The sequence below is a fragment of the Afipia dichlorophenoxyacetatis genome, assembly GCF_055386385.1.
In genome coordinates this window covers 3,183,282-3,204,043 of record NZ_AP029250.1, presented here as the reverse complement: position 1 = coordinate 3,204,043, position 20,762 = coordinate 3,183,282, and the positions used below count along the sequence as shown (strand labels likewise).

Annotated in this window: 18 protein-coding genes; 3 read left to right on the top strand and 15 right to left on the bottom strand. The window is 60.0% G+C overall.

Features of this window, described 5'->3' with window-relative positions; all coding sequences use genetic code 11:
• Positions 1–43: 43 nt before the first annotated feature.
• Entirely contained in the window at positions 44–694 is a 651-nt protein-coding gene (locus ACZ5C3_RS15085) for a protein-L-isoaspartate(D-aspartate) O-methyltransferase (RefSeq protein ID WP_464030900.1), read from the bottom strand.
• A 193-nt stretch (positions 695–887) separates the two neighbouring features.
• Here ACZ5C3_RS15085 and ACZ5C3_RS15080 point away from each other — a divergent pair, with 193 nt between their 5' ends.
• Complete coding sequence (locus tag ACZ5C3_RS15080) at positions 888–1,274, top strand: response regulator (protein WP_464030898.1); 387 nt, start codon at positions 888–890, stop codon at positions 1,272–1,274.
• Positions 1,275–1,353: 79 nt separating this feature from the next.
• Here ACZ5C3_RS15080 and surE read toward each other — a convergent pair whose 3' ends face one another.
• The 11 genes from surE to ACZ5C3_RS15025 all read right to left on the bottom strand — a co-directional run bounded on the left by surE (position 1,354) and on the right by ACZ5C3_RS15025 (position 13,197).
• Positions 1,354–2,121, bottom strand: coding sequence for a 5'/3'-nucleotidase SurE (surE, locus tag ACZ5C3_RS15075; protein ID WP_464030897.1), 768 nt, complete (start codon positions 2,119–2,121; stop codon positions 1,354–1,356).
• A gap of 4 nt (positions 2,122–2,125) precedes the next feature.
• The gene (gene serS, locus ACZ5C3_RS15070) at positions 2,126–3,439 is read right to left on the bottom strand and encodes a serine--tRNA ligase (protein ID WP_464030895.1); all 1,314 of its coding nucleotides are present in this window, start codon (positions 3,437–3,439) and stop codon (positions 2,126–2,128) included.
• Positions 3,440–3,615: 176 nt separating this feature from the next.
• Positions 3,616–4,446, bottom strand: coding sequence for a twin-arginine translocase subunit TatC (gene tatC, locus ACZ5C3_RS15065; RefSeq protein ID WP_464044132.1), 831 nt, complete (start codon positions 4,444–4,446; stop codon positions 3,616–3,618).
• Positions 4,443–4,877: a Sec-independent protein translocase protein TatB gene (gene tatB / locus ACZ5C3_RS15060; protein WP_464044131.1), complete on the bottom strand. Its 435-nt coding sequence runs from the start codon at positions 4,875–4,877 to the stop codon at positions 4,443–4,445. The genes tatC and tatB overlap by 4 nt, the downstream gene beginning before the upstream one ends.
• Before the next feature lie 87 nt (positions 4,878–4,964).
• A complete protein-coding gene (locus ACZ5C3_RS15055; RefSeq protein ID WP_464030892.1) occupies positions 4,965–5,192 on the bottom strand; it encodes a twin-arginine translocase TatA/TatE family subunit in 228 nt (75 codons plus the stop codon).
• 169 nt (positions 5,193–5,361) lie between these two features.
• Entirely contained in the window at positions 5,362–6,048 is a 687-nt protein-coding gene (gene scpB, locus ACZ5C3_RS15050) for an SMC-Scp complex subunit ScpB (protein WP_464038348.1), read from the bottom strand.
• Between the two features lie 495 nt (positions 6,049–6,543).
• On the bottom strand, positions 6,544–7,383 hold the full coding sequence (locus ACZ5C3_RS15045; RefSeq protein WP_464044130.1) for a segregation and condensation protein A: 840 nt from the start codon (positions 7,381–7,383) through the stop codon (positions 6,544–6,546).
• Positions 7,380–8,408, bottom strand: a complete 1,029-nt coding sequence (nagZ, locus tag ACZ5C3_RS15040) for a beta-N-acetylhexosaminidase (protein ID WP_464030890.1) — start codon at positions 8,406–8,408, stop codon at positions 7,380–7,382. Before nagZ ends, ACZ5C3_RS15045 begins: the two co-directional genes overlap by 4 nt.
• A gap of 47 nt (positions 8,409–8,455) precedes the next feature.
• The gene (locus ACZ5C3_RS15035) at positions 8,456–10,039 is read right to left on the bottom strand and encodes an SPOR domain-containing protein (protein ID WP_464030889.1); all 1,584 of its coding nucleotides are present in this window, start codon (positions 10,037–10,039) and stop codon (positions 8,456–8,458) included.
• A gap of 113 nt (positions 10,040–10,152) precedes the next feature.
• Positions 10,153–11,943 (bottom strand): arginine--tRNA ligase, encoded by a 1,791-nt coding sequence (gene argS, locus ACZ5C3_RS15030; RefSeq protein WP_464030888.1) that lies wholly within the window; start codon positions 11,941–11,943, stop codon positions 10,153–10,155.
• A gap of 45 nt (positions 11,944–11,988) precedes the next feature.
• Positions 11,989–13,197: a deoxyguanosinetriphosphate triphosphohydrolase gene (locus ACZ5C3_RS15025; RefSeq protein WP_464044129.1), complete on the bottom strand. Its 1,209-nt coding sequence runs from the start codon at positions 13,195–13,197 to the stop codon at positions 11,989–11,991.
• Between the two features lie 117 nt (positions 13,198–13,314).
• Between ACZ5C3_RS15025 and erpA the strand changes: the two genes are divergently transcribed.
• Positions 13,315–13,671 (top strand): iron-sulfur cluster insertion protein ErpA, encoded by a 357-nt coding sequence (gene erpA, locus ACZ5C3_RS15020; protein ID WP_464030885.1) that lies wholly within the window; start codon positions 13,315–13,317, stop codon positions 13,669–13,671.
• An 11-nt stretch (positions 13,672–13,682) separates the two neighbouring features.
• On the opposite strand, the gene ACZ5C3_RS15015 is transcribed toward erpA, so the two are convergent.
• From ACZ5C3_RS15015 to ACZ5C3_RS15005, 3 genes are read right to left on the bottom strand one after another with little or no spacing between them, the layout of a single operon-like run.
• On the bottom strand, positions 13,683–14,528 hold the full coding sequence (locus ACZ5C3_RS15015; RefSeq protein ID WP_464044128.1) for an amidohydrolase family protein: 846 nt from the start codon (positions 14,526–14,528) through the stop codon (positions 13,683–13,685).
• 11 nt (positions 14,529–14,539) lie between these two features.
• Positions 14,540–17,668, bottom strand: coding sequence for an efflux RND transporter permease subunit (locus ACZ5C3_RS15010; RefSeq protein WP_464044127.1), 3,129 nt, complete (start codon positions 17,666–17,668; stop codon positions 14,540–14,542).
• Positions 17,669–17,671: 3 nt separating this feature from the next.
• Complete coding sequence (locus ACZ5C3_RS15005) at positions 17,672–18,811, bottom strand: efflux RND transporter periplasmic adaptor subunit (protein ID WP_464030881.1); 1,140 nt, start codon at positions 18,809–18,811, stop codon at positions 17,672–17,674.
• Positions 18,812–19,091: 280 nt separating this feature from the next.
• Here ACZ5C3_RS15005 and ACZ5C3_RS15000 point away from each other — a divergent pair, with 280 nt between their 5' ends.
• Entirely contained in the window at positions 19,092–20,678 is a 1,587-nt protein-coding gene (locus ACZ5C3_RS15000) for a serpin family protein (protein ID WP_464044126.1), read from the top strand.
• Positions 20,679–20,762: the final 84 nt, after the last annotated feature.

Here is a 20,762-nt window from a genome sequence, read left to right as displayed (position 1 = left end):
GATGAATTGACTCGTGTGGTAGTTTGGGTGCGCGCCACACTCGTCAGAGCTCGCGGGCCACTCCCGGCAGCGTCGGCACGAAACGAACAGCGACGAGTTCCTGCGACGGGAAGTCTTCACCGGTCTTTTGAAATCGCGTGAGCATCTGGCTGCCCTCAAGCGGCCCAACCGGGGCGATGAGCATCCCATCCGGTTCAAGACGGTTCAGCAGCGATGGCGGCACCTCTTCCATGGCCGCCGTGACCATGATGCGATCGAAGGTTCCGAGCGTTTCGGGCAGGTTCAGGCCATCGCCGAGAACAACATCGACATTGCTGCAATCGAGCTTGGCGAGAACCTGACGGGCGCGGTCGGCCAATGTCCGAAACCGTTCAATGGTCACGACCTCCCGGCTCAATCTGGACAAGATCGCCGCTTGGTAACCGGACCCGGTCCCGATTTCCAGCACCCGATGCTCCGGACGCACTTGGAGTTGCTCGGTCATATAGGCCACCACGAAGGGCTGACTGATGGTCTGGCCGCAATCAATCCCCAGAGCCGTATCCCGATAAGCGTAGTCGCGGTCCGCCGGGCTGACGAAGAGCTCGCGCGGGATGTCTTCCATCGCCTTCAGGACCGCCTGATCGCTGATACCTCGCCGCCTGAGATTGAGCTGAAACATCATCTTTTCACTCGGCAAAGGATTAGTCTGCATCATGGCACTTCAAAGATAACTTCCAGCTGGAATCGAACGATCCTGACCCAATTTAAATTTGACGGGCGCTGTCCCATCAACTTTTCTACCTAGCAGGTTCCATTAGATGGAACCTAAACATTCGATGCAAGTTATGCGCTGAACAATTATGTTGGTTCAGCATCATACGGTCCAAAATTGCCATGGGGGGCAAATGTCGGGCACTGCCACAGCGGGATCACCTCGCCGCTCCATCTTGCTGGTTGAAGACGAAGTCATGATCCGCATGATGGTCGCCGACATGCTGGAGGAGCTTGGCTATACGATTGCCGGTGAAGCCGGCGATATCGATGAAGCCATTCGGCTGGTACAGGCAACGGATTTCGATCTCGCGATCCTCGACGTCAACGTCAACGGCAAGGTGATCTCCCCCGTCGCCGAGGCGGTTCAGATGCGTGGCCGACCGTTCGTGTTTGCCACGGGCTATGGCGCGCAGGGGCTGCCTGAAAAATTCCGCGATCGTCCGGCGCTTGAGAAGCCATTCCAATTGGAAACGCTGGCGCGCGCCATCGAGAACGCGCTCAAGGGGATCGCGGCGTAACCGAGAATCTGTCTCGATTTTTGTTTTGACGCGTTTTCTTCACGCGAACCGGTACCCACTTCGCTCGAAAACGCTTTGCTTATTTCAAAACGTCCTTGAGCTTTTCCGAAAACACAACATCGGTGCGGTCGAGCCGCAGCGGCGTGACCGAAACGAAATTCGCGGCGAGCGCCGCAAGATCGGTCCCTTCCGCTGGCGCATCGACGACCGCGAGCCTCTCAAAGCCGATCCAGTAATATGGATTTCCGCGTCCGTCGCGACGGCCGTCCACGCGCAGGAAGCCCTGATTGCGCTTACCTTGCTTGGTGATCAGAACGCCTTTCACCTCATCCGGCATGCATGACGGGAAGTTGACGTTGATCACCGTATCGCGCGGAACGCCGAGCTTCATCACATTGCGGATGATGTCAGGGCCGAATGCCAGCGCGGTCTCCCACAACGGCTTGTTGCGGGTCTCCATGCTGAACTCCTGGGACAGCGCGAACGACGGCAGACCGAGAATGGTGCCTTCGAGCGCGCCCGCGATGGTGCCGGAGTAAACCACGTCTTCCGCGACGTTGCGGCCTTTGTTGACGCCGGACAGCACGAGGTCTGGCCCCTTGTCGCCGAGGATGTGGCGCGATCCCATAATGACACAATCAGTCGGTGTGCCACGCACCGCGAAGTGGCGCGGGCCAACCTCGCGCAAACGCAGCGGATCGTTCAAGGAGAGCGAGTGCGACACCCCGGACTGATCAAGTTCGGGCGCCACCACCCAGACGTCATCGGAAATCTTTCGTGCGATCTCTTCGATGATCTTCAGGCCTGGCGCATGAATGCCGTCGTCGTTGGTGCAGAGAATTCGCATCGCGTTATTGATCCTTCGAAATCACTTTGAGGCCGCCCATATAAGGCTGCAACACTGTCGGCACGGCAATCGAACCGTCGTCCTGCTGATACGTTTCCATAACGGCGATCAGCGCACGTCCAACGGCGGTGCCGGAGCCGTTTAGTGTATGGACGAAACGCGGCTTGCCGTCAGGACCGCGCGAGCGCGCGTCCATGCGCCGCGCCTGAAAATCACCGCAGACCGAGCAGGACGAAATCTCGCGGTACATGCCGCCCTCGCCCTGACCCGGCATCCAGACTTCGATGTCGTAAGTCTTTTGTGACGCGAAGCCCATATCTCCGGTGCACAGCGTCATCACACGGTAGTGCAGCTCGAGGCGACGCAGCACTTCCTCGGCGCAGGCAAGCATGCGCTCGTGTTCGTCCCTGCTCTGCTCGGGCGCCGTGACGGACACCAACTCCACCTTGGTGAACTGATGCTGGCGGATCATGCCGCGCGTATCACGCCCGGCTGCGCCCGCCTCCGCGCGGAAGCAAGGCGTCAGCGCGGTCAAGCGCATCGGCAATTCTTTTTCGTCGAGAATGGATTCGCGAACAAGATTGGTCAGCGGAACTTCGGCCGTGGGGATGAGCCAATAATTCGACGCATCAGCCTGCGCAGGTCCTGCATACACCGAGAACTGATCGTCCTTGAACTTTGGCAACTGCGCAGTACCAAACATCGCATCGTCGCGCACCAGCAGCGGCGGATTGATTTCGGTGTAGCCGTGCTCGCCGGTGTGCAGATCGAGCATGAACTGGCCGATGGCACGCTCAAGCCGCGCAAGGCTCTTCTTGGTCACCACGAAGCGCGCGCCTGAAAGCTTGGCTGCAGCCTCGAAATCCATGAAGCCGAGACCTTCGCCAAGCTCGACGTGTTCTTTTGGCTTGAACGCATAGGTGCGCTTGGCGCCGAAGTGGTGATGCTCGACGTTGCCGTGCTCGTCGGCACCGTCCGGTACCTCGTCGAGCGGCAGGTTTGGAATTCCGGAAAGCTCTTTCTTCAGCTCGTCTTCGAACTGCTTGGCGGCGGTCTCAAGCTCCGGCAGCCTGGTCTTGAGTTCGCCGACTTCGGCCATCAACGCGTTGGCGCGAGCCTCATCCTTGGTCTTCTTGGCCTCGCCGATTTCCTTGGAGGCCGCGTTGCGCCGCGCCAGTCCCTGCTCGGCCGCGACGATCGCCGTCCGGCGTTTTTCGTTCAGCGCAATCAGCGGCTTCGACAATGGCTCCAACCCGCGCCGTTTTAGCGCCTTGTCAAAAGCCTCGGGGTTTTCGCGGATCCATCTAATGTCGTGCATGGCGGTTTCTTGCAATTTCTCGCCATGACCCGCGGGTGTCGGGCCATCGGCAGGCGTTCTGCGTGGGTTAGAACAAGTCGCGGACACCCGGGTCAAGCCCGGAAACCACGAATCGAGAGGCTTGGCTGCAATGATAGCGAAATGTGGCCCGAACTTCAGGATCGGGACACAGAGGCTTACTCCGCAGGCGTGGTTGCCGGGGGTGTCGGAGGTGCTGACGGCGGCGTGCCGGATGTATCGGCCGCGCGCTTGGCGGCATTCTTCTCCACCATGGCCACCGCGATGATCGAGCCCTCGTAGAGGATCATCAACGGGATCGCGAGGGACGCCTGGCTGATCACATCCGGGGGGGTCAGTACGGCAGCGATGACAAACGCGACGACGATGAAATAGCGTCGCTTGTCACGCAATTGTTGCGACGTCAGGATGCCGATGCGCCCCAGCAACGTCAGGATCACCGGCAACTGGAAGGCGATGCCGAAGGCAAAAATCAACGACATCATCAGCGATAGATATTCGCCGACCTTGGGCAGCAGAGCGATCTGCGCCGTCTCAACCCCGCCCGCCTGCTGCATGCCCAGCGAGAAGCGGATCAGCATCGGCAGCACAACGAAATAAACCAGCAGCGAACCGAGTGTGAAAAAGACCGGCGTCGCAATCAGGTAAGGCAGAAACGCGCCGCGCTCGTGTTTGTAGAGACCGGGCGCAACGAACATGTAAATCTGCGCCGCAATGACTGGAAATGAGATGAATCCCGCGCCGAACATCGCGAGCTTCAATTGTGTGAGGAAGTATTCCAGCAGCGCCGTATAGATGAACTTGGAGTTCTCAGGGCCAGCAACCCAGACGAACGGCCACACCAAAACGTTGTAGATCTGCTTTGCGAAGAAGAAACAGATCACGAAAGCCACCGCGAACGCGAGCAGCGCCTTGATCAGCCGCGACCGCAGCTCGATCAGGTGCTCCATCAACGGGGCTTTGGTGGCTTCGATGTCTTCGACACTCATGACGCTTTGGCGTCCGGTACGTTTGAAGGCGGCACATCGGGAGACGGCGCACTGGGAGACTGCACGTCCGGCGCAGGCGCATGGGCCTCGGCTTCAGCGAAATTCGCGGGTGTCGGCGATGCGGGCGTTGTGGGCGCCGGCGGGTCGAGCTTCACAGAATCTTCAACGTCCTTGCTGATGGACGTCAGAAGATTGGTCGGCGACATGTCCTTGGCAGCGGCCGAGACATCATCGAACTGCTTCTTGATGTCGGCCATTTCGGCTTCGCGCATCGCTTCGTTGAACTGGCCCTGAAATTCAGAAGCCATGCGGCGCGCCTTGCCGATCCATTGCCCGACCATGCGTAACACGCCGGGCAACTCCTTCGGGCCGATGGCGATCAGCGCAACGACGCCGATAACGACCAGTTCACTCCACCCGATATCGAACATAGGAAATTCCGCCTGCGAGGTCTGGCCCCGCCTCCGTCAGTGATGGCGCAGACCTAGTGGTCCGATTACTAGCCGCAGACCGTAATATCAGACCTTGCTGCCGACGTCCGAACGCTGTGCCGCTTGCGGAGCGCTGTCGATCGTCTTCACCGGCTCTGACTTCTCGGCGGTCTTGTCGTCCTCAGCCATGCCCTTCTTGAAGGCTTTGATGCCCTGAGCAACATCACCCATCAGGTCGGAGATCTTGCCACGACCGAACAACAGCAGGACGACGCCAATGACGACGATCCAGTGCCAAATACTCATCGAACCCATTACGGTCGTCCTCCAAATACGCGGCCGGCTCTGCCAGCCAATCTTGACCGGAAAGTAGGCTCAGGGGTTGGCAAAAACAAGGACTTAAGTCGTTCCCGCGACGGCTTGAAGCAACGCCTTCACGCAAGCGTTAATGGCAGAACGGGACTGGCTCTTCTTGCCTGAAAAATCAGCTTTCGCCGTCTTTTTCGGGCTCAACTGCAGGTGCCAGGCCCAGATCCAGATCGCCCGGCTCCAATGGATCCTCGTCTTCGCGCAAGACAGGATCATCTGAGGGCGACGGAACAGTGAAACCTGTCGGCAGACGGGTATCCAACAATCCCGATCCCTTCAGTTCTTCCAGTCCCGGCAAGTCTCCAAGCGCCTCGAGGCTGAACTGTGAAAGGAACTGTTCGGTCGTGCCGAACGTCAGCGGCCGGCCCGGCGTCTTGCGGCGTCCACGAGGACGGATCCAGCCGGTTTCCAGCAGGACGTCGAGCGTTCCCTTCGAGGTCACGACACCGCGGATTTCTTCAATCTCGGCGCGCGTCACCGGCTGGTGGTAGGCAATGATCGCCAGTGTCTCAATCGCCGCACGGGACAGACGGCGGGTTTCGACGCTCTCGCGCGTCATCAGCCACGACAGGTCGCTGGCGGTCCGGAATGTCCACTTGCTGGCGACCCGAACGAGGTTCACGCCGCGCAGCGAGTAATCGTCCTGCAAGCTGGCGAGCGCAGCCTTAATGTCGACGCCATCGGGCATGCGCTTCGCGAGCGAAGCCTCGTCGAGCGGCTCGGTGGCGGCGAACAACATGGCTTCCAGCAGGCGCAATTCCTCAGGGCGCGCAGCCGGATCAAGCGCCGGCGCTTCATCCACGGCTGGGACGGCTTCATCCGCGACCAGTGCTTCTTCCCCAACGGAGGCAGGTTCATCAGCAATTGCTGAGACTTCGCCAACCGATGTGCTGTCGTCCGCAATAATTTCGTCCGCCGCGATTTGATCCGCAACTGAAATGACTTCATCGTCCGCTGAGGATGTTTCAACAACGTCTTCCTCGGGCGCAACAATCTCGGCGGATTCCATCTCCGTCGCAGACTCATCCTCTGCAGCTTCATCATCGGTCAAAGCCACAAAATCCTCAGACGTCACGTCTTCAGCGATCACGTCCTCAGCATCAGCGGCAACTTCCAGCTCAGCTTCGGCGACTTCTGACTCGGCGTCAGCGGCGTCATGCTCAACAGCGGAGGTTTCTTCGGCCGAGACCTGAGCCTCAGAGGTTCGGGCCTCAGTCTCGTCCATCGAAATATCCTCTACCGGAGCGAGGTGGTGTACACGTGCGGGACTTGGCATGGCCTGGTCTCCTTCTTCCAATTACTCTGCCGACACTTCCGGCGCTGCATGAGCGTCGGGGGGCAAGTGCGCCGGTGGCTTACGAAAATACAAAGGCGCAAAAGCTTCCTTTTGGTGCAAATCGAGGGTGCCTTCACGCACCAGCTCGAGCGCAGCCGCAAAGCTGGATGCGAATACCGTGGCTTTTTGCGAAGGATCGATCACGTAAGTCATGAGGTATTCGTCGAGGCTGGACCAATCCTCGGTAATCCCTATCAATCGCTCAAGCGATGCGCGTGCTTCTGCCAACGACCAGACGGTGCGCTTGCTCATGTGCACGGTGGCAAGCACACGCTGTTGGCGCTGCGTCGCATAGGCCGTCAGCAGGTCGTACAGCGTCGCGGTCCATCGCTGCTGCTTGATCTGGGCGATGGATTCGGGCTGACCGCGCGGGAAAATGTCACGGCGCAACTGCGGCCGCGTCATCAGGCGGTTGGACGCTTCGCGAATCTGTTCGAGGCGTCGCAACCGTTCAGCCAGCGCATTCGCCATCTGCTCGGCGCTCGGCCCCTCCGCTTCGGGCGGCTCGGGAAGCAGCAAGCGTGATTTGAGATAGGCAAGCCAGGCCGCCATCACGAGATAATCGGCGGCCAATTCCAGACGCAGTTTGCGCGCGGCCTCGATGAACACGAGGTACTGATCGGCCAAAGCCAGGATGGAAATCTTGGCGAGATCGACCTTCTGTTGCCGCGCAAGCGCGAGCAGCAGATCAAGCGGGCCTTCATATCCCTCAACGTCAACGACGAGCGAGGGCTCGTCTTCGGCCCGCTCTGCCGCCGCCGTGGGCAGTCCGGTTTCAAACGAAAGAATTTCCGCTGTCATGACATCAGGCTCCCTGCCCGGCCAATCAATTCATCGAGCCTGATCCGCGCGCTCTTGCTGTCGAATGGTTGCGGCGAACGGCGCGATGCAAGCGCGCGTTCAGCGCGCGCCAAGGCTTCACCTGCCAGCACCGGCGTTTCGCCAGCGACCTGCCGCATCTCGTCGAGCTGCCCGTTGCAATGCAGGACCATGTCGCAGCCCGCCGCGACGATGTCGCGCGTCCGTTCTGCGATCGATCCCTGCAAGGCGTTCATCGAAACGTCATCACTCATCAGGAGGCCTTGGAACCCAATCGTTCCGCGAATCACTTGATTGATGATTGTCGCAGAAGTGGTCGCAGGTTTGGCGGCATCGAGCGCGCTAAACACAACATGTGCAGTCATGGCCATCGGCAGGTCCGCCAACGGTTTGAATGCCTCAAAGTCCGTCGCGGTGAGTTCCCCCACAGGCGTATTCACCGTTGGCAACCCGATATGGCTGTCGGCCGTGGCCCGCCCATGACCTGGAATATGTTTCAGGACCGGCAGCACGCCCCCCTGGTCCAGGCCATCGGTGACCGCCCGGGCAATGGCCGCGACCTTGTCCGGAACCGTGCCATAGGCGCGATCCCCAATGACGGCATTCGCACCGGCCACGGGAACGTCCGCCAGCGGCAGACAGTCCACGTTGATGCCAAGTTCGTCGAGATCGGCGGCAATGAGCCGCGCGGTCAGCCTTGCCGCCTCGAGCCCGATGTCCCTGTCCTGATCGTAAAGTGCACTGAAGACAGCGCCCGCCGGATAGACCGGCCAGTGCGGCTGCGACAGCCGCTGGACTCGTCCGCCTTCCTGATCGATCAGGACCGGGGCATCCGAGCGCCCGGCGATCTCCCGAAATTCTCGAACCAGTGCAGCCACTTGAGTCGGGTTTTCAATATTCCGTTTGAAGAGAATGAAGCCCCACGGCGGATGGGCGCGCAAAAATGCGCGCTCATCGTCGGTCAGGACTGGGCCGGAAACGCCGGTAATGAAGGCTTGCACGGTCATACCGGGCGATTAGCCCGCGTATGACGCCAGGGTCAAGGAAACCGCCGTTAATTCCTTTGGACGACGCACTGTCCGCCAGCCGATTTCAGGCTGGAGCAGAACTGTGTGGCCTCCTCGGTCGTCCCGAAAGGGCCGACCATGGCGCGGTAGAAGACACCCTTCGGACCCAGATCCGCGCGCCGAACCGTGGAGCTACGGGAACCAAGGATCCCAGAATACTTGGCCTGCAAAGCCCTGAACGACGCTTGCGCATCGGCTTCAGTCTTTTGCGAGGACACCTGCACGTAGGAGCCTGCGGCAACAGCGCCTGCGGACTGCCCCAGCGAGGCCATCTGTTTGGACGCCTGAGGTGGCTGGGCCTGAGGAGCCAAGGAAACCGGAGCGTTGGACGCAGGTGTCGAGGCAGTCGTCGTTGGCGCCGATGCCGCTCGTTGCGGCGCAGGCTGAGCGGCGCCACGAGCCTGCGGCGCCGGAGCGGCCGGTGACGGCGCATCCTGTTCACCCGGACGGATGCTCAGCGTACGGATCTTGCGGGGCTCCTCGCCACCAAGCGTCCCATTGCCGACCCCCACACCCGTCGGCCGGACGTTAGGCGATGCGCTTGCGACCGTCGGTGGATTGTTGTTCTGGGTCAGCGGCGGAAACACCACGCGTGGCGATGTCCGGGCGTTCAGATCGACCGGCTGCTCCTCGCGCGGCACCACGCGCTCTGTGGTCTTGTCACCGACCCGGTCATTGATTTGTTTGCCGTTATCGGTGCCCTGGCCAGGTGGAATGATCTTGTTGGGTCCAGCATCTGCCTTGATGATCGGCGGCTCGCCACTACGCGGCGACCCAACGAGTGTCCGGTAGGCAAAAGCCCCGGCAGTCCCGACCACGGCGAGCAGCAACACCACCACAACAGTCGTGGTGCCGCCCCGGCGTGCGCGCGGCGGCTCCTCATCCTCGTTGTAAGACTGATCGCCGTAACCTTCGCCATAGTCATCGTGAACGGCAAACGGCGTCCCGTGATCTTGATCCGGCTGACCATACAGCACGTTGTCATACCTTGCGCTGTCGGGCAGCGGCTGGCTGCCCCACTCCTGCTCCTGGGGAGCCTGCGGCACACTGAAATTCTGTCGCTCGTAGCGTTGCGGCGCCATGTCCGCGTGCGGAGCCAGGTCAAAGCGCGGCTCGGCGGCATGGTGATCATGATTAGCGTGATGCGGATCATGGCCGAGCGGATCAGCGTAGCGATGATCGTACTGCTGCTCGTCCTGTCCATAAGACTGCGGTTGGTGGTCGAACGACGGCTCCTGATGGCCGTACGCTCGCTGATCGTACGACTGTGGGTCATACGCCTGCTCGCGCGATTGTCGCGCCGAAGCAAGATTTTGCAGCCATGACGGCCTTGCCGGTTCTTCGTCGTAAGCCGCCGGCTCTTCAGCCTGATGCGCCTCGTGCTGAGGCGTGCTCGGCTGTGCAGGCCGCTGCTCACGTCCATAATTCGAGAACGGATCGGCCTGCCCGATCAAGCGTGCAAGCTCAGCCAGCGGATCATCCGGGGGGCTGGGCTGCTGTGGCGCACTACGGCTCTCCCGGGCGTAATTGTCGTCCGCGGAAAAAAGCCTGTCGCGATATCGATCTGCCATCGTGATGTTGCATCCCCTTCGGGAAAGCTGTCCATCCGCCGTTTCAGACGAAGCGAACGCTACTCAACGCCGTCACGCATCCCCATACGTAAACGGCCACAATCCCCCTTGCGCTACCGCATCTCGTCCGGAGCATGCACGCCAAGTACGGCGAGACCTGATGCCAGAACCGAGACGACGCCCTGAACCAAGGCAAGTCGCGCGAATGTGATTTCTGCATCATTCTGGATAATGAAGCGTAAATGAGGCATGTCGCGCCCCTTCGTCCAAAGTGCATGAAACTCGCTGGCTAAGTCATAGAGATAAAAAGCGATTCTATGCGGTTCGTGGGCCAGGGCCGCTGCTTCAACTATTCGTGGGTAGAGCGCAATTTGTCGAATTAAATTTAATTCAACCGGATCGTTCAACCGCTCGACCTTGGCGTCGCGCAGAAATGCAAGGCGCGCCGTGGCGTCCTCGGGCAAAGCAGGAACTGTCTCGCGTGCATTCTTGAAGATCGAATGGCCGCGCGCGTGTCCGTACTGAACGTAGAACACCGCGTTGTCCTTCGACTGCTCGATCACCTTGCCGAGGTCGAAGTCGAGCACCGCATCGTTCTTCCGGAACAGCATCATGAAGCGCACGGCGTCGGAGCCGACTTCATCAACGACTTCACGCAAGGTGACGAAGTCGCCCGAGCGCTTCGACATTTTCACTGGCTCGCCGTTCCGCAGCAGTTTCACGAGCTGCACGATCTTGACGTCGAGCGTCGCCTTGTCTTCGGTCACCGCCTTGATGGCCGCCTGCACGCGCTTGATGTAACCGCCGTGGTCCGCGCCCCAGACGTCGACCATGTTGAGGAAGCCGCGGTCGAACTTGGTTTTGTGGTAGGCGATGTCGGACGCGAAATAGGTGTACGAGCCGTCGGACTTCTTCAGCGGCCGGTCAACATCGTCGCCGAACGCGGTCGCCCGGAACAACGTCTGCTCGCGATCCTCGTAATCTTCGACCGGTGCGCCTTTAGGTGGCGGCAAGCGGCCTTCATAGACGTCGTCCTTCGCGCGCAAGCCCGCGATAGTCTCGCCGACCTGATCCTTGCCGCCCTCGATCAGCGATCGCTCCGAGAAGAAGACATCGTGCTTGATGTTGAGCGCGGCGAGGTCGCCCTTAATCATCTCCATCATCATGGCGATCGCTTTGGCGCGGACGATCGGCAGCCACTTCTCGTTCTGCTTTAAGAGCTTGTCGCCATGTTCGCGCACGAGCGCTTCACCGACCGGCTTTAGGTAATCCCCCGGGTAAAGCCCCTCGGGAATTTCGCCGATGTTCTCGCCGAGCGCCTCGCGGTAACGCAGGAACGCGGACCGCGCGAGCACGTCCACCTGTGCACCAGCATCGTTGATGTAATATTCCTTGGTGACGTCATAGCCGGCAAACGACAGCAGGCTCGCCAGAGCGTCACCAAACACCGCGCCACGACAGTGGCCGACATGCATCGGCCCGGTCGGATTGGCCGAGACATACTCGACGTTGACCTTCTCGCCCGTCCCGATTCGGCTGCGGCCATAGCCGTTGCCCTGCTCCAGGACCGCCAGCAGCGCGCCGAACCATGCAGACGGCTTCAGTGTGAGATTGATGAAGCCGGGTCCCGCGATCTCGACGCGCTCGACCAGCGGATCGGCGCGCAGCTTTTCTGCAATCTTCTCTGCAAGGTCCCGTGGCTTTGCCTTGGCTTCTTTCGACAACACCATGGCCGCGTTGGTTGCCATATCGCCATGAGCCGCGTCTTTGGTCGGCTCGACCACCACCCGCGACAGGTCAATATTGGCGGGCAAGCCCCCCTCGCGCTCCAGCGCGCCGCAGACCGCGTGGACACGCGTCAGCACATCGGCGAACAGGTGAAGGGATGGCACAGGCGAAGTCATCGAAAAGTCCTTGCTACGCATATATTTGGGGTGTGAAGCCGCCGCCTAACGCAAATCCGGGGTCGAGTCAAAAAGCCGCTGGTGCTCCACAATGGCATAGCGATCGGTCATTCCGGCGATGAAATCGCCGATCCTGCGCGCCCGGCTGGCTGGGGTGTCCTCTCCGGCATGACGCACCCATTCCGCCGGCAGATCCTCAGGCGCAGCCTGATAACGGGTAAAGAGGTTACGCACCACAGCTTCCGCATCACGCATCACGTTCATGACGCGCTCATGGCGGTACATCCGGGCCTTGAGGAACCTTTTGATTTCGGTTTCAGCCTGGGTTGCCTCCCCCGAAAAACCGACGAGCACGCCGGTGTGAGCGCGCACCTCGTTGACTGACGCGGGTTTGACGATCTCCAGCCGCCGCTCGGTTTCCAGGATGACGTCTTCGATCAAGTAAGCGATCAGTTCGCGAACCAGTTCTGCGCCGCGCCGGACCTCTTCGAGATCGGGATAGCGCAATCTGATTTTGGCGTTGATGGCCGCGACCAGCGGCATTGCATCGAGGTCATCGACCGTAAACAAGCCTGCCCGCAAACCGTCATCGATGTCGTGCGCGTCATAAGCGATGTCGTCGGCAATTGCGGCCACCTGTGCTTCCAGCGACGCGAAGCTCCAGAGTTCAAGGTCGTGCTGGGCGATGTAGTCCGAAATCCCGACGGGAACGCCGTACTCCTTGTAACGGCCAATGGCGTGACCGCGGCGGTCCGTCAGCGGGCCGTTGTGTTTAACGATGCCTTCCAACGCTTCCCACGTCAGATTAAGTCCATCGAATTCGGGATAGCGGCGTTCCAGCAATGTCACCGCACGCAGGCTCTGCGCATTGTGATCGAAGCCGCCATAGTCCCGCAGACACTCATCAAGCGCCCGTTCTCCTGCGTGGCCGAACGGCGGATGACCAAGGTCATGGGCCAGCGCGAGCGCTTCGGTCAAATCCTCGTCAAGACCAAGCTGCCGCGCCAAGGAGCGGGCGATCTGCGCAACCTCCAGCGTATGGGTCAGCCGGGTGCGGTAGTGGTCGCCCTCGTGAAACACGAAGACCTGGGTTTTGTGCTTGAGCCGCCGGAAAGCCGTGGAATGGATGACGCGGTCACAATCGCGTCGGAAGTCGCTCCGCCGCAGGCTTGGCGGCTCATCAAATCGCCGGCCGCGGCTCTGGCCAGGGTCGGAGCCATAGGGCTTTCGGGGGGCTGCCATTCCAACGGACATACGAGTTATTCTACTTTTCGGCGTTTGATTCTGCGGCCCCGGGTACTTAACTATGGCATGCGGAGTCTTACAAATATGCTTCGCGGGTTGCTTCCTGCGACCTATCTGGAGACCGTCATGACAGCCACTGCCACCGATATCGCCCCTGTCGGCCGCGTTACCATCTCGGAACGCGCAGCCAAGCGAATCGGCGCCATTCTGAAATCCGAAGGTGACGGGGCCATGTTGCGCATCAGCGTCGAAGGCGGCGGATGCTCCGGTTTCCAGTACAAATTTGATGTTGACCGCACCAAAGCGGACGACGATCTCGTGATTTCCCGTGACAGCGCCGTGGTGCTGGTGGACCCGTCCTCGGTGCCCTTCCTCGCAGGCTCGGAAGTGGACTTCGTCGATGACCTGATCGGCGCCTCGTTTCGCGTGGTCAATCCGAACGCAACCGCGTCCTGCGGCTGTGGCACCAGCTTCTCGATCTAAATCAAACTGCTCTATTTGGCAGCGAAGAGCCGTCGCGCATTGCCGTGCGCGATCTGGTTCGCGATCGCCGGTGGAAGCTGCGCCAGCCATCCGCGATAGCCGGCCATGATGTCGCTGTAGCTGACCCAGCGCTCGTTGATCCAGGTGTCCGAACCGAGCAGGAAGCGATCGGGGTAGCGCTCGAACAGCGTGCGCCATTCAGGCGTCAGCTTGCCGCCAGCGCCGGTGATGCCGCTGCGATACGACAGCTCGCCCCACAGTTTCGGATACTTGGTGAGCATGTCCGACACGCGATCTGGGGCCAGACCAAATCCGGTATGCGCCCAGATGATCTTGGCGCGCGGATTGTGACCCATCAGAATTTCGACGGCTTCATCGTCCGCATGTGCGTGAAGATAGAGATCATGCGCAACAGCGAAGTCGACGGTCTTCTTCACCCACTCAGTAGCCGCCGCTTTTCCAGTGAGATGAAACTCACCGATGCCGCGATAATAGCCGCGCTTGAACTCGTCCTGAACCAGATCGAAGATCGTGGGATCGTTGAACCACGTCTGGATATCCGAGCGAATCCGATAAGGCCGGATAAACGGCACGACCCAGAGGCCTTCGGCTTTTGCGTCCATAAGGGCATGGGTGCCGATGTTAGGGCGGCTCGTCGCCAGAATGCCCGTGACGCGGTTCTTCTTGAACAGCGCCAGCACCTCGTCCAGCTGATGAAGCGGCTTCGGCTCCCAGTTGTAATGCAGGTGAGCATCGAAAATCTCGATCGGCTCCTCTGCCGCAACGGCTGGCACGGCGTTGAACAGCAGCGCCGCGACAGCCATCGCACGACACCAGCCGATCTTGTTCATCATCATGACCGGAAACCCTACTCGGCCGCAGCGACGCGCGGCGGTTCGACGTCCGAGCGTTCCTGCAAGGTCGGATCGAGACGCTTCTTGAGACGGCGGTCAATGCGATCGAGGTAGATGTAGATCACCGGCGTGATGAACAGCGTCAGCAATTGCGACACCAACAAGCCGCCGACAACCGATACGCCGAGTGGTTGACGCAGCTCGGCACCCGCTCCTGCGCCGATCGCGATCGGCAACGTGCCGAAGATCGCGGCAAAGGTCGTCATCATGATCGGACGGAAGCGCAGCAGCGCCGCTTCACGAATGGCGTGCTCCGCGCTCAGTCCCACTGTGCGCCGCTCGATGGCGAAATCGACCATCATGATCGCATTTTTCTTCACGATGCCGACCAGCATCACGATGCCGATCATCGCGATCACCGACAGCTCCATCTTGAACAGCATCAGCGTCAGGATCGCGCCGATACCCGCGGACGGCAGACCCGAGATGATGGTGATCGGATGGATGAAGCTCTCGTAGAGAATGCCGAGGATCACGAAGGCCGCGAAAACAGCCGCGAGGATCAGGACGCCCTGCCCGCGCAGCGAATCCTGGAACACCTGCGCCGTTCCGGAGAAGCCGGTGGCAATCGTCGCCGGCAGATTGGAATCCTGCTCGATCTTGGTGATCTCATCGACCGCGTAGCCGAGCGACGTGCCGGGCGCGAGGTTGAACGAGATTGTCACCGCCGGTTGCTGGCCCTGGTGATTGATCTGCAGCGGACCGACTGAGGGCACCATCTTCGCCACCGCTTCGAGCGGAATAGTCTGGTTGTTGGTCGTCTTCACATAGAGCTTGGACAGATCGGTCGGATCGACGCGGAATTTCGGCTGCACCTCCAGAATGATCTGATAGTCATTCGATGGCATGTAGATGGTGCCGACCTGACGCGCCCCGTAAGCATTGAAGAGCTGATTGCGGATTTGATCCGCCGTCACGCCGTAGACGGCGGCCTTCTCGCGATCGATCTCCACCGTGAGCTGCGGGTTCTTGATATAGAGGTCCGTGGTGACGTCCTGCAGCCCGGGGACCTTCGCGATCTTGTCACGCATCTCCGGCGCGACGCGATACAGCGTATCGGTATCTCCGCTTTGCAGCGTGTATTGATACTGGCTCTTCGATGGGCGCCCGCCAATGTTCAGGTTTTGAATGCTCTGGAAGAAGGCTTGCAGGCCAGGCACCTGAAGCGCCTTCTGCCGCAGCCGCGCCATCACAACCGGCGCGGGATCACGCTCGTCCTTCGGCTTCATTCCGATGAATAGCCGTCCGTAGTTCGCCGTTGGATTCGGGCCGCCAGACCCCACTGTGCTGTTGACGAATTCAACCGCCGGATCGGTGCGTAATATATCCGCCAGCAGTTTCTGGCGTGCGCTCATCGCATCAAAGGAGGTATCAGTCGCGGCCTCAGTTGTCCCAGTCAGGAATCCCGTGTCTTCCTGCGGGAAGAAACCTTTCGGGACGATGATGTAGAGCCAGACCGTGGCTGCCAGCGTCGCGAGCGTTACCATCAGCGTGACGAACTTGAAAGCCAGCACGCGATCGAGCGCCCACTCGTAAGCCTTGAGCCACGAGTCGAACATGGCCTCGAACCAGCGCAGCACGACATTTGGCCGATGGTTCGGATCATGAGCCTTCAGCACACGGGCGCAGAGCATCGGTGTTAGCGTCAGCGACACAAAACCTGAAACGATGATGGCGACCGAAATGGTAACGGCGAATTCGCGGAACACGCGGCCGACGATTCCGCCCATCAGCAATACGGGAATGAACACCGCGATCAGCGAGAACGTGATCGACAAAATGGTAAAGCCGATCTCCCGCGCGCCCTTCAGCGCCGCTTCGTAAGGCTTCATACCTTGCTCGATATAGCGGACGATGTTCTCGAGCATGACGATAGCGTCGTCCACTACGAATCCCACGGACAACGTGAGCGCGAGCAGCGTCATGTTGTTGATGGAGTAATCCAGCGCATACATGACGGCGCAGGTGCCCAGCACCGAGATCGGGACAGCAAGCGCTGGAATGAACGTGGCAGAAGCCGAGCGCAGAAACAGGAAGATGACGACGATCACGAGACCAACGGCGATCAGCAGGGTCTCTTCCACGTCGGCCACGGATTCACGGATCGACACGGAGCGATCAAGGGTAACGTCCATGGTGACCGACGGCGGGATCTGCGCACGCAAGGACGGCAGCTTGGCCCGGACGGCATCGACAACCGCCACGGTGTTGGCGTCCGGCTGCTTCTGGATCGCGAGCACGATGGAGCGCGTGCCGTTAAACCAGGTCGCGACCTTGTCGTTCTCGACGCTGTCATAGACCTTGGCGACTTCTTCTAGTTTGACCGGAGAGCCGTTGCGCCACGCGACCACGACCTGCCGGTAGTCGGCGGCCTTGTCCAACTGCCCGGAAGCCTGAAGCGCGATGTCTTGCTTCGGCCCGTTGATAGTGCCGACCGGCGTGGAGGAGTTCGCGCGAGAGACGGCGGCTCGGATATCCTCAAGGGACAGCCCACGTGCCGCGGCGGCCTCCGGATCGGCCTGCACACGGATGGCGAACTTCTGCGTGCCGTAGATCAAAACCTGCGCCACGCCGGGAATCTGGGAGAGCGTCTGGCCGACGGTGATGTCGCCGTACTCGTTGACGGCCGACAGCGGCAGTGTCTCCGAACTCAGCGAGATGAACAGAACCGGGAAGTCAGCAGGGTTCACTTTGCGGAAGCTCGGCGGGATCAGCATTTCCACCGGCAAGCGCCGCTGCGCAATCGTCAGCGCCGTCTGCACGTCCAGAGCTGCGCCGTCGATGTTGCGGTTGAGGTCGAACTGGATTGTGATGACGCTCGTTCCCTGCGAGGAACTCGACGACATCGACGAAATGCCGGCAACCGTTGAGAGCTGCCGCTCGATTGGGCCCGCGACGGACGCCGCCATGGTGTAGGCGCTTGCGCCGGGAAGCGTCGCGGTCACCGAGATTGTCGGGAAATCGACCTTTGGAAGTGCGGAAACCGGCAGCAGCCGAAAGCCGAACACGCCGAAAGCGATGATCGTCGCCGTCATCAGCGTCGTCATCACCGGTCTGCGGATGCAGAGTTCCGACAGGTTCATCGGTCAGGCTCCGGCCTTGGGCGCGCGGGGCTCGACGGGCGACCCATTGGACAACAGCAACTGACCGTCGATCACGACATCCTCACTGCCCTCCAATCCACTGTCGATCACGGAGTTGCCCTGGAATGTGCGGCTAACGGTAACAGGCTGCACCAGCGCCTTGCCGTCCTTGATGACGAACACGAAATTGCCGGTCTGGCTGCGTTGTACGGCGACCGATGGAACAGTGACCGCGTCTTCGCTGCGTACCGTGAGTGTGGTGTTGACCAGAATTCCTGGCCACAGCAGCTCCCTCTCGTTGCCCATGATCCCGCGGACGGTGACCATCCCGGTCGTCGGATCGACTGAATTCTCGACCATGGCAATGGCGCCGGTTTCCGATTTGCCGCTGCCCGGAATAGTCGCCAGCACGGAGGACTGCTTGGTCTTCATCGCTTCATGCAGGTCGCTAAGAACCCGCTGGGGGATCGCAAACGTCACATAGACGGGCGCCATCTGATTGATAGTCGCAAGCGGCGATGTATCCGCCGGCCGCACGAAATTGCCGACCTTGACCGAGGCCGCACTGATGCGCCCGCTGATCGGCGCCTTGATCAGTGTGTAGCTCTTCTGAACCCGCAGATTATCCAGATTGGCCTGATTGGCTTGAATGTTCGCAATCGCGGTATCGACCGCGGTTTGGGCGTTGTCGACGTTGACCTGGGTGGTCGCGCCCTTGCCGATCAGTTCCGAGTAACGCTTGAGATCGCGCTCGGCCAATGCAAGCTGCGACTTGTCCCTGGCAAGGGTGCCTTCCGCCTGCGCGATCTGGGCGTCGATCTGGCGCGCGTCGAGCGTGAACAGAAGGTCGCCTTCCTTGACCCGCGCACCATCCTCGAAATGCACATCGACGATGGTGGTCTCAACCCGGGATTTCAGGGCAACGCTTGAAATCGGCGTTACGGTACCGATCGCATCTACATCGACCGGGACTAACTTCTTCTCGGCCCGCGCAATCTCGACGGATACCGGCCGCGGACGTGGCGGCGTCTGCGCTGTCGTGCTGCCACCAAGCCAGGTAGCTTTGCTACCGTAAGCCACCGCCGCAAGCGCGACTGCGCCTGCAATGAACAAAGTCCGTTTTTTATATAGATTTTGTGCCATCTCGACTCGCGCATGGATCATCCACAAAAGGGACGATCGGCATTTCCTCAATTAAGACGCCTGTTTACCGGCATTATTGTATTACGCCTTATCATAGGCGCTCCCGCCATAAGGATGCACGGGGAAATAATATAACTGAAGCGGCGCGAGGCCGTCGGATGCGTATTGCCACATGGTATTGTGCACCGCGAAATAGTGCGCCCAGGACGCCCACCCATATTTGCAGCATTCATTGGGGCAGGATCGATGTCGTGCGCTGCGATGCTTCCGCGCAACGTCTTTGGCAGCGAAGAATGCAGCGGACGTCATGACTTGGACAGGTCATGCGAAAGAAGCTGCGGATGAATATGCTGGTTTCCGGTCCAACCACGGCATTCTGAAAATGGCCGCAGAGATGGACGTTAAAGGAAAAAGTTTGAAAATGCAGTCAGTGCGCTTCCCCAAAAAAGAAGTTCGTGGAATCCGTTACCTCTCACAAATTGCCGGTTGGAGCCTCCGCGGACTTGGATACTTTTCGAGGGAGCGGATGGCGCGGTTCGGACAAGCAGGGTTTGCGCTGGTCCTGGCGTTGGCATCGACTTCAGCCTTTTGCGAGGAAGCTGACAATCGTCCCCTTGTGACGTCCTTCAACAGTTCAGGCTATGACTTGTTTAATAAGTTCGTCGCCGCGCCCGGGAATGTTGTGTTCTCGCCCTATTCGATCGGCTCGGCCATGGCCATGGTATCCAGCGGCGCAGCGGGCGATACAGCCACCGAAATGGCTTCAGTGCTGCATCAGCAGCTCGACCATGATCGAACGGATGCCGCCAATGCCAAAGTTTTGGCGATCCTCAAAGATTACAGCACGCCACAGGTAGCGCTTACATGCCCGGACGGCATGTCCCTGACTGTAAATCGCTGTGAGAGCGTCAAACGGCCGGACCAAGGATGTCCGGATATGGCTTACAGCCAAGGCAATCGTTGCGTAGCGACACCAATCAACCGTCGCTCGGCGAGTCTTCGTGTTGCCAACGCCTTGATGCTTACAAAGGACGCCATCGCGTCGGACATCTACGTCAGGCGGTTGGAGCATGACTACGCGGCCCAGGTCTTTCGGAATGCGCGACTTGAGCAGGTCAATGGTTGGGTCGGCCGCATGACCGAGGGCACGATTGACCACATCATCGACAGCCTCCCTAAGAGAGGAATTGTTCTGATCAATGCGGTCTATTTCAATCAAGCGTGGCGGATGCCGTTTACCCGTGCCACCACAACAAATGACGATTTTCACCTGACGGCCAACACTGCGATCAAGGTCGCGACAATGCATCAGCGCGGTTATTTCGCCATGGTGTCGCGACCCGGCTTCCGTGCGATCCGGCTGCCGTATTCGGTGGAGTCGCTCTCCATGATGGTCATTTTACCCGATACTGTTGATGGTACGACTGCGTTGGCCCAGCGGCTCGACGCGAGCGAGCTCACCAAGCTGTCTGTCGCCTTTAGGGAGAGAGAGGTCTACGCCACTCTATCGCTACCGCGCTTCAAAACCAGCTTCACGGCCGAACTTAAAAGCAGATATCAGCAGCTCGGATTGATAAAGCCGTTTGACGAGGACCGCGCTGACTTCTCTGGAATGACTGGTGTTCCGAAGGAAGAGGTGAAGGCTTGGATCGACAAGATCTTGCATCGGACGACCATTGATGTGACGGAAGTGGGCACCGAAGCTGCGGCAGCGACTGCAACATCGCTCGTCGAAATAACAAGCGCCGAGAGGCCGCGACCAGAACTATTCACGGTCGATCGGCCGTTTCTATTTTACATTACCGACGACAACACCGGCGCGATCCTGTTCGCGGGTCGCATCAGCGACCCCAGCAAGGCGAATTAAGCACGCGGACGCACGACACAGGTTCGGGGGATATCCCCAGCTGGGGTATCTCCACGGGCTCTTTTGGGATACCCCTCACCTCCG